At 49.7% G+C, this 10,153-nt stretch carries 8 protein-coding genes; 1 reads left to right on the forward strand and 7 read right to left on the reverse strand.

What is annotated here, in order from left to right:
* The 7 genes from ASH01S_RS16670 to ASH01S_RS16700 all read right to left on the reverse strand — a co-directional run.
* Positions 1 to 734 (reverse strand): carbohydrate ABC transporter permease (locus ASH01S_RS16670; protein ID WP_067929573.1); only part of this gene is annotated, 734 nt, incomplete at its 3' end.
* 86 nt (positions 735 to 820) lie between these two features.
* A complete protein-coding gene (locus tag ASH01S_RS16675) occupies positions 821 to 2,128 on the reverse strand; it encodes an ABC transporter substrate-binding protein (RefSeq protein WP_067929574.1) in 1,308 nt (435 codons plus the stop codon).
* A 171-nt stretch (positions 2,129 to 2,299) separates the two neighbouring features.
* Complete coding sequence (locus ASH01S_RS16680; RefSeq protein WP_067929575.1) at positions 2,300 to 3,586, reverse strand: Gfo/Idh/MocA family oxidoreductase; 1,287 nt, start codon at positions 3,584 to 3,586, stop codon at positions 2,300 to 2,302.
* 601 nt (positions 3,587 to 4,187) lie between these two features.
* Complete coding sequence (locus ASH01S_RS16685) at positions 4,188 to 4,997, reverse strand: sugar phosphate isomerase/epimerase family protein (protein WP_067929576.1); 810 nt, start codon at positions 4,995 to 4,997, stop codon at positions 4,188 to 4,190.
* Entirely contained in the window at positions 4,998 to 6,158 is a 1,161-nt protein-coding gene (locus tag ASH01S_RS16690; RefSeq protein ID WP_067929577.1) for a dihydrodipicolinate synthase family protein, read from the reverse strand.
* 13 nt (positions 6,159 to 6,171) lie between these two features.
* On the reverse strand, positions 6,172 to 7,323 hold the full coding sequence (locus ASH01S_RS16695) for a Gfo/Idh/MocA family protein (protein WP_067929578.1): 1,152 nt from the start codon (positions 7,321 to 7,323) through the stop codon (positions 6,172 to 6,174).
* Between the two features lie 193 nt (positions 7,324 to 7,516).
* Positions 7,517 to 8,329: an AraC family transcriptional regulator gene (locus ASH01S_RS16700; RefSeq protein ID WP_157067211.1), complete on the reverse strand. Its 813-nt coding sequence runs from the start codon at positions 8,327 to 8,329 to the stop codon at positions 7,517 to 7,519.
* Positions 8,330 to 9,254: 925 nt separating this feature from the next.
* Between ASH01S_RS16700 and ASH01S_RS18100 the strand changes: the two genes are divergently transcribed.
* Complete coding sequence (locus tag ASH01S_RS18100; protein ID WP_083517296.1) at positions 9,255 to 9,590, forward strand: tyrosine-type recombinase/integrase; 336 nt, start codon at positions 9,255 to 9,257, stop codon at positions 9,588 to 9,590.
* Positions 9,591 to 10,153 lie beyond the last annotated feature (563 nt).

A 10,153-nucleotide genomic window follows, 5' to 3' on the forward strand; every position in this document is an offset into this window, starting at 1 on the left:
TAAAGTAGAGTAGAATTAGCCGGACCTCCGTCTGTAAGGACAAAAACTTGGGTGAATACCATAAACGCAGATATCGTACCCATCACCAAGTTAAAGAAAATGATCGGGGACAACATAGGAAGCGTAATTCTGAGAAATCGTTGAATGGCGTTTGCCCCATCAATTTTCGATGCCTCATAAAAGGAATCCGGAATCTGTTTTATACCAGCCAGGAATATAACCATTTCCGAACCGAACTGCCACACGCTCAGTAGGCAAATAACGTAAATCGCATAATGAGGATCTGCTAACCAATCAGGTGGGTTCAAACCAACATGCCTCAAGAACGTGTTAATGGGACCGTCAGCATCAAAAAGCTCGCGCCATCCTATAGCCACTCCTACACTGTTCCCTAGCAACGAGGGTAAATAGAAAAGCGCACGATATGCACTTATCCCACGAATATTCTGGTTCAATATCAAAGCAATGAATAGAGAAAATATCAATCTACAGGGAACGGAAATGACAACATACAAAAATGTGGCACGAATAGATGCCCAAAAGTAGCTGTCTTGTGTAATGATTTGATGGAAGTTTTGTAAGCCAACCCACCGCGGTGAGCTCAATAAGTCATAATTTGTGAACGACAGGTATATTGAAAAAGCCATAGACCCTACGGTAAGGAATACAATTCCAAGCAACCAGGGAGTCATGAATCCATATGCCGACAAATTCCTCCGTAATTGCGTACTCATCGACTGTCAACCTCCTACGGAGGGGTGCCTGCACTTAGATTTCTAAGTACGTGACAGGCACCCATTCAGTGCACGTATAACAGACCTTAACTGGATTGGGACAAGTCCTGTTGCGCCTGGGACATAAATTGCTCAGCACCCGCCGAAGAGGAAAGTTTACCCGAAATCACCTCTTGGGCAATCGTGACGAACTGATCCTGCATCTGCCCGTAAGCAGGCGGATAGACATTGTCTGGCCCCGCCACAAGCTCTACCCTATTTATAAAGTTGATTTGTGCCTTGTCCGATTCCGCAGACGACCGATATAGTTTGGTTTTGTTATTGCTATTAATGGGAACTCCCCTATCTGTACCGAAGGCTTTGGCAACCTGAGAATTGTTCTCCAAATAATCCAGTAACTTAGCGGCCTCCTTTTTGTTATGGGTGGTCGATGAGAGAGACCAATACATTGAGGGATGCAAATAATACGGCTTGTTAGAGGAATTCCAGTCAGGCAACAGCGCCATTTTTACTGGTCGATTGCAATACTGTTCAAATGTTGAATATTGATTGCTCCATATGAATGCGATGGCCGTTTTACCCTTGACTATCGGATAGTTTGCCCCATCGCTGTAGTTGTACGACAGGGTGGAAGAAGCGGGCTCTGCAGCCCCCTCTTTAACTAATTTGTTCCAATAATCAAACCATTGGACAAGAGTATCTTTAGAAAACCCTAGTGATTTCCCGTCCGAACTATAGAGTTGCTCCCCTTTATCTCGGACCCAATACTCGAATAAGGGGAAAAACTCCACACCATCCTGCGTTCCATACACCCCCTTATCCTTTTTACTGATCTCGAGAGCTATATTTTCGAATTTTGACCATGTCAGTCCGTCCGAATTATTGAGGTTCACGCCAGCCTTCTGAATTACTTTCGGGTCATAAAGTAAGCCATAGGCATTTACGCCGGTTGGGATTCCATACAGCTTACCGCCTATCTTTCCCTCATTCAGAGCGTTTGGATCTAGCTTGCTCAGGTCAACACCAGCATTATTCAGATCTGCAATTGTTCCTTTATCAGCGTACTCCATCAAATAGGCCTCATCCATCTGCATTACATCTGGTGTTGTGCCACCGGCCACAAGGGTTGCCAGTTTCGACCAATAACCGTCCCACGAGGCGTACACGGAACTCACGGATACATTGGGATTATCCTTCTCAAATAAGGTAATCGCCTTTTTTGTCGATGTAACCCGTGGTTGAGACCCCCACCATGCCAATGTCAAAGAAGAATGGTTTCCCGTTGAACCGCTTGACTCATGACCAGAAGAGTTGGTTCCCGAACCGCACCCTGCAACTAAGATGGCAACCATTCCCACTCCCATCAAGCTGAACATATTCTTATAATTTTTCATAGTTTTTACCCCCTTGCACAATATCGGGCCTTAACCACATTGTGGAGCGGCTTACGGTTCAATATTTCATTCGACTACATGAATTCATCCTAATTCCCCGCGGTCAATTCAATCGTCAATCGGATACCGGGATATATCTGTGCTCTGGATATAAGCAGGATAGTTTGCACCTTACAAAAGGGAGCTGACGTTCACGGGATATCCCGTACGCATCGAAATGTTCCCCGCTATTCCCGTCAAGATAGACATGGCTCCGTCAATGTGCGAGGCAGCCCTGCGAAAGGGATCATCATTCGTTTCTGAACCAAACAGGTCCTCTAACAAGAGCCTGTCACCACCACCGTGTCCACCCTGTCCCGCCTGGATCTCTACTTGGTAGGCAGGTCGGAAATGAGGATATATCCAGATATCGATCTCTTGTATAGCCCCTTCATCAGCCTTCTCGGCTCCCGCACTCACATAGGATTGTTCTACGATCCTTGCTTCCAGGCGCCCTTTAGCCCCATTAAACGCGACATTAAATCCCTCCCATGGCAGGTAAGCATTTAGGGAGTATGTCAAAATCGCATTGTTTTCATAACGAACGAGAACACCTAAGGTATCCTCTATACTTATTCCGTCACCAAAGACACTTTGATCCCGTTGGTAGCCATCCTCGTATTCGGCGTCTAGATACATCTTCTTCAGATGCGGATTGTCCTCTAGATGAATGGCAAAGGGATCATTCCGTGCGAGTGGGTTTCCATACGCCCGTTGATAAAACCGATTCACACCTCTCCTTTCCGCGTTTTCTCGCCCATAAAACATGAGGTCGCCCATAGCAAACACTGTTTTTGGCCGCGAACTCAACCAAAAGTTTACGAGGTCGAAGTGATGGGTTGCCTTATGAACCAAGAGCCCGCCACTATTCCTCTTGTCCCTATGCCATCTCCGAAAGTAATCTGCACCGTGTTGTGTGTTTAATAACCACTCAAAATGAACGGAGTTAACCTCGCCGATAACGCCCGACATAAGTAATTCTTTGATCTTGGTATTATGAGGTGCATACCGATAGTTGAATGTTACGCGCAGGCGTCTTCCAGTCCTATTCACAGCGTCGAGAATCTCTTTACATCTACTCTCGTCGATCGTCATTGGTTTTTCGGTAATGACATCACACCCCAGTTCCAATGCCCGGACGATGTAAATATGGTGTGTTCGATCAATAGTCGTCACAATCACAACGTCTGGGCGCCGTTCTCTAATCATGTCGTCAAAACGATCCGCCGTGTAGGTATTCACCTTGGGATGCTGGTACTTCTCCTGCAACAATTCGTTCGCATAGTTCATCCGCGTCTGGTTGATATCACAGAAAGCCACCAATTGCGAACAGTTCTTATACGTCGTTGCCAAAGCTCCATAGTACAATTCAGCCCTACTTCCTGTTCCAACCAGGGCGTATGTTCTGCGTTTGCTCACATAATCTCCCCTTTGCCAATCGCATAGAAATTATCACCTGATTGAAAACCCTTTCCTCCCGAGCTCTAAAGGCCCCTCTTTGAATCAACTCTACAATTCACCCCCTATCCCAAAAAATCATATTTTGATTGAGTGGGTTTTATTTTGTTTTATTCTTATTATAGCACCGATATTCGGTTTGTAAATGACTGAATAAAGATATTCAGATCTTTATTCATTCCCGTAGTGTTGGATAATTAATTGGTTAGTTGCCGAAACCATACTGGCAGCATTGTTCAACATGAAACCGCTGTGGTTCCGAGGGTAGCTCTGCTATCGAAACCAATGTTCCCATGGAAGAATCGCAAAATCGCTGGGGGGCGCATGTATCTCGTGATGACGAGAAAGCACGGTTCAGGGTGTTTGGAGAGGAATCCGGTACCACCAAACACCCCGAAGGACATCATAGAGATCTTGGTCACCCCTGGGTAAACAACTGCTTTCTACATCGCGGACCGTGACCAACCTGCACCTCTGCAATGATAGACGGAAATTGACCCAAAAATAGAGTCAGATATGCACACAACATAACATACTTTCTCCACATAACACTGCATACACCCTACACCACAGCCGCAAATCGCTCCTTCATGAGCGCCAGCACGTCGTCTCCCGGGGTATCCCATATCTTACGGTTGAATATTTCAACCTCTACCGGGCCGCTATACCCTGCCTCTTCAACAGCACTCCGTATGTGCCCAATTTCGATGCACCCATCCCCCATCATTCCACGGGACATGAGAGCATCCTGTACCGGCGCTAGCCAATCGTTGACGTGAAAGCCAAAGATGTGACCCGCGCAACGATCTATCTGTTCATATAAGTTGGGGTCCCACCACACGTGGTAGACGTCAATAACCACCCCTACCTGACCGGACTGCAGACGCTGCACGATATCGTTTGCCTGCCCGAGAGTGGAGATCACGGACCGATCCGCTGCAAACATTGGATGCAGAGGTTCGATGCCAAGTTTTACACCGTGTTCCCGCGCGTAGGGAATCAGCTCGGCAATACCTTCCTCCACCATGCGACGGGCATCGTCCAATGTACAGTCCTCTGGGGGACCGCACACCAAAACCAGCACATCCGTCCCCAGTTCAGCTGCCTCTACAATCGCTCGTCGATTGTCCTCAATTCGTCTCGCTCGCTCCAGCGAACTGCCAGCGGGGAACATCCCACCTCGGCAGAGTCCCGAAACGTGCAGGCCCGCATCTCGTACAATCTTTGCTGCGGCAGTGACGCCGATTTCCTGAACCTTATGCCGCCACAGGCCAATCCAACCGATACCGGCCCGCGCACAGCCGTCGACCGCCTCCCGGACGCCCCATCTTTCCGTGGTCATTTGGTTCAGACTCAAATATCGGCAATCCATCTATTCGACCCCCGCAACTGCCAAAATCTTACGCATTCGGACCACCGCAAGCTCGGGATCATGCAAGAGCCCTGCCGCGTCCGCCAGCCGGAACACTTCCGCCAAGTGTGGAATCGATCTCATGCTTTCCATTCCGCCTACCATCCGAAAGTGGCGCTGATGCCCGTTCAAATATGCTAAAAACACCACACCTGTCTTGTAAAAGCGGGTTGGAGCACGAAAAATATGGCGGCTCAACGGAATAGTCGGGGTCAAGAGACCTTGGAAACGCGCCACATCGCCTTCATCGAGTGCGTGTAGAGCCGCTGCAGCCGCCGGTGCAATGGCATCGAAGATACCGAGTAGCGCGTGGCTATATTCCTGCCCCTGACCTAAGATCAGGTCAGGGTAGTTGAAATCGTCGCCAGTGTACATCCGTACGCCGGGCGGCAACTGGCGACGCATCTGGACCTCCAGATTTGCATCCAAAAGCGAAATCTTGATGCCGTCCACCTTATCGGCATGTCGGCGCAGGATGTCTAAGCAAACATCCATGGCTCGCTGTACGTCGGAATATCCCCAATAACGCTGCAGCGCCGGGTCGAACATGTCTCCCAACCAGTGCAGAATCACGGGTTGAGACACTTGATCCAACACTTTGTCGTATACCTGGGCATAGTCGTCTGGACCGCAGGCAACCCTCGCCAATGCCCGGCTGGCCATCAGGATGACGCGCCCTCCGAGATTCTCCACAAATGCGCACTGTTCCAGGTATGCTCTCTCGATGTCCCCCAACGTAAGCTCCGCCCGGGGATCCAAGTGATCCGTGCCTGCGCCGCAGGCCAACAAACCGCCGCAAGCCTTGGCCTCTGCAATAGACAAGCGAATCAATTCTTGACTGGCCTTCCAATCCAGACCCATGCCACGTTGAGCCGTGTCCATGGCTTCAGCTACCGCAAGACCAAGTGACCAGAGATAACGCCTGTAGGCCAACGTCGCCGCCCAGTCCACGGGACTTGAAGAGGACGGATCGACATCTTGCGTAGGATCGGCCACGACATGGGCAGCGGCGTAGGCTACCCTCGACTGTGCTGGAGGCGTCGGCGCGATAGATAGTGGGGTCCCCTGAACACGGTACGTTTCTATATCCCCGTTAGGCGTCGGCAAATTCAATTCCAACATCCGTGTGCCCTCCTCACCGAGCCGTACGCAATTCCGGAACCTCTACCCAGCGCCGTTCCCTCCACGACTTCAACGCCAACTCAGCCAACTGGACACCCTTCGCCCCTTCAAACAAGTCATACGGAAATGGGGTATCAAGAACGACATGCCGCAGATACATCTCCCACTGAAGTTTGAAGGCGTTCTCGGGTTCCTCGTATTGGGGGACGGAGACCCATTGATCACGATAGTCGTTTGGATCCGGCAGATCAGGGTTCCAAATCGCCTTCGGGGTAACCGACCGATGTTGCACCTTGCATTCGCGCAGCCCAGCAACCGCGCTCCCTTCAGTGCCATCAACCTGAAGTTCAAACAACTCATCACGATGGACGCGCACACACCAAGACGAGTTGATTTGTGCGATAATTCCGTTCTCCAGCTCAAAGGTCGTGTACGCACTGTCATCTGCCGTTACGTCATAGGCTCGACCATGTTCGTCCCAGCGCTTCGGAACATGGATGGCACCCAAACAGGATACCGCCTTCACTTCCGCGAATAGATTGTCGAGTACATAGCGCCAGTGGCACAGCATATCGACGATGATTCCACCGCCGTCCTCCTTTCGATAGTTCCAGGACGGGCGTTGTGCCTCTTGCCAATCCCCTTCGAAAACCCAGTACCCAAACTCTCCGCGCACAGACAAGATCCGCCCAAAAAAGCCATTATCCACTAATTTCTTCAGCCGCAAAAGACCAGGGAGAAACAGCTTATCCTGTACGACTCCGTGCTTCACACCGGCCCGTTCTGCCAATTCGGCCAGCTCCAGAGCCTCCTGCAAACTGGAACCGGTAGGCTTTTCACAGTAAATGTGCTTGCCTGCCTCTACTGCGGCTCGCACCCCGAGCGCCCGCAGTTGGGTAGTCTGAGCGTCGAAGTAAATCTCATTGTAAGGATCTTGTAAACAGGCCGCGAGGTCTGTGGTCCATCGTTCCACGCCGTACCGCTCGGCAAGCGCACGCAACTTGTGTTCATTTCTACCGACAAGAATCGGATCTGGCATGAGAACGTCACCGTCCGGGAGGGGTATGCCCCCCTGATCACGAATGGCGATGATGGATCTTTCCAGGTGCTGGCGCGATCCCATGCGCCCTGTTACACCATTCATCACAATGCCGATTTTTCTCATTTGATAAGTATCTCCCCTCGTGGATGCCCTTTATGGTGCGTTTGCGGATTTACCATAACATGACGGCTGGAGTACGTCTTGCGAATCGCAGAAGTATTTCGCGGGAACGGAAATCATTTTCCCCATGTAATGAAGGCAAACCGAATCGGATTGAAGGCAGCTGCCGAGAAGTGGCGAGAAGATTCTTTTCACCTTACACTTTGCGAAGTCTGCGATATTGTTGAGGAGACATGCCTACTTTTTTCTTAAAGGCACGATAAAACGTGGATAGAGTTTCAAACCCCACTTCAAAGCAGACAGAGACCACCTCTTTGTCCGTCTCTATCAGCATCTGCTTTGCTCTGTCTATACGGACATCGGTCAGATATTGCATCGGGGTGAGATGAAACTTCTGTTTAAAGATGTCATTCATGTGGCGTGGCGTTAACTTTAACATACCGGCTAAGTCAGTGGCGGACAGCCGCTCAAAGTACCTGGACTCGATATAACTGCGCAGCAGGTTCACCCTGTGCGTGTTAATGTCAGGTGCACTGTCCGTTTCCCAACCTCTGGCCACCGCCACCAATACATTCAATAAATAGCTCCGGACTGCGAGATCCGAATAGGCGCTCGGGTGCGTTTGCTCGTATAGAATCTTGCGAAAGAGTTCTCGAACCTCGCTGACGGCGAGCGGATCGACAATTTGATAGGTGGACCGCTGCAGGGCGCGCCCAAACGACTCCCAGACTCCGGACCAATTCTCCAGGAAATCTCCGAATGCAAGTACGAGCACCGTCATACGGGAATGGGCCCGAACCGAGTGTTCTGTGTTCGGGGTAATGTACACCATCTGGTCACGATTTACGTGATAGGTATGCGTCTGCAAGGAAATTGTGCCGTGGCCGGCGAGGACGTATAAAATTTGAGAAACACAATGATGATGACTCGGCACACTCTCCCCCGGAGGGTGTTTACTTTCATATATCAACACTCGATTTTTCGGCAGTTCAATCTCCCGCAGTGACAAGGTATATCCCCCGTGTAGGATGTATTCCTCGACAACACAATTCCGCAAGATACGGCGACATATGATATCGGTTTCATGATTGATGATACGGATTGTGCGTTTCCGTGTCTAGGCCCACATATGGCGCCCATTTTTTAGACGGCTTGACGCTAACGTGGAGACTGCGGAAGAGAATCGACTGAAGCCGTCTTGCACTACCTGTGCTAAAGGCTACCCAACATGAGCCTGGAGAACGCAGTGGAACTTGATGCCCTGCTTCCCTGGTCAGCCAACTTGCAGAAGGCTGTCCATCTCGCTCGATAATTGGCCCTAGCAGAACCCTCACCGCAATACAAGGTGTAGCTATTTAGTGTTTACACGAAGAGTGACTTATCATAAATCACGTGAATGTACCCAAAGGTGGGTGAACTCCATGAAATCGTTTAGTGTCGGTCTATGTACTCTTGCTATTATATTCACTGGTGGAATAGGCAGAGGAGTACGAGTACCCATGGATCGTACGGAGCGAAAAACATTCCGGAGGGTTGCCTTCACACTGTTCATGATCGGCTTTCCTAATTTGATTGTAGCAATTGTACTGTTCTATGCAACTCATCCTGGTCCATAAACGTAAGATCGTCCAATTGCTCCGTTCTTTCCAGCCGTAGTTTTCGTACTTGGTACACCTTCTCACCTCCTCTACTCCGTGATTCCTGTGAATGCACCTTGGAGCACGCGCTGGTTTGAGTTTTTCTTTGCCAGCGGATGTCGCATAGCAGAAATTCAATGATTGAATCGAAGTGACATCAACTGGCAAAGGAACGCCGTAAAGGAACGTGAGGTCTACTTCGGAGCAAAAGCCCATATCTGGATGGAACGCTACCTGAGCAAGAGGACTAACGATGATCCGGCCTATTCGTAAGGAAGCCCCATCGCATGCCGATCCATGAAATCCAAAATTTTCTTACTGATCGAAAAACGCTGTGGATTGGTGGATCATGTAAGTCCACATAAAATGCGGCATACGGTGTTGATTAACCAAGGTGCCCCGCTGGTTGTTGTGCAAAGCATCCTTGGCCAAGAGAAGCCGGAGACGACACAGTTGTACGCGACCCTCAGTGGATCTGCGCGTCAAGAGTCGTATCAACGATATTTTGTGCGGCAGCCGCATCTGCACTATGGTAAAAAGTCGGGTAGTTATACGGTTTGCGTGGGTCGTCATTACCCAGTTAACTCGCAGAATAGCGCAATAGCATCTCTATTCCGGATAAAGTTTGGATGACAGTAATAATTCCGAAGAGATGAAGGACTATAGTGGAGATCAGGGCTATCGTCATGGATGATTACGAACGAGCCCATGCACTTAAGTGTACATACCTGTAAAGTAATATATTTATTAACTTTATTAGTTATTCGCCGAGTCGAAAGCAACTCCGATCTGTACTATGTCGCAGTGGATGGCGGCGATGTGGTCGAGTATGCTACGGTAATCCTTTCGACAAAGACGGTTCATCCGTTGTCCTGCGAGGCATCGCAGTCAACCTAGACGAAACAAAAGGATACGCCAAAGTTGGAATTGGCTCGAAGATGATTCTTGCCTTTACAGACGCCGTCAAGATACGCGGACGGATTAACCCCCGTAGTTTGGACTTAGCTCCCGTTTTTAAGAGATCTCTTAGCAATGCGAGGAAGCTACCCAAAATGCGTACTGGGTTTGGTCCCCAGTGGGGACCGTTCAGGCCAGACGATAGCCCCGGAAGTTCTGACTCCCTCTCGGACAACCTCTTTAACTCCATATAGTCTATCATTCGACCAGAACTCGTTCCATGTATCGGTGGGTTCCGT

This window comes from Alicyclobacillus shizuokensis NBRC 103103 (genome assembly GCF_001552255.1).
Taxonomy (GTDB): domain Bacteria; phylum Bacillota; class Bacilli; order Alicyclobacillales; family Alicyclobacillaceae; genus Alicyclobacillus_G; species Alicyclobacillus_G shizuokensis.

Bases quoted from the DNA above. Each gene is read 5' to 3' on its own strand.
- ASH01S_RS16695 (WP_067929578.1), bottom strand. From the start codon at position 7,323: ATGAGAAAAATCGGCATTGTGATGAATGGTGTAACAGGGCGCATGGGA.
- ASH01S_RS16690 (WP_067929577.1), bottom strand. From the start codon at position 6,158: ATGTTGGAATTGAATTTGCCGACGCCTAACGGGGATATAGAAACGTAC.
- ASH01S_RS18100 (WP_083517296.1), top strand. From the start codon at position 9,255: ATGAAATCCAAAATTTTCTTACTGATCGAAAAACGCTGTGGATTGGTG.
- ASH01S_RS16675 (WP_067929574.1), bottom strand. From the start codon at position 2,128: ATGAAAAATTATAAGAATATGTTCAGCTTGATGGGAGTGGGAATGGTT.
- ASH01S_RS16685 (WP_067929576.1), bottom strand. From the start codon at position 4,997: ATGGATTGCCGATATTTGAGTCTGAACCAAATGACCACGGAAAGATGG.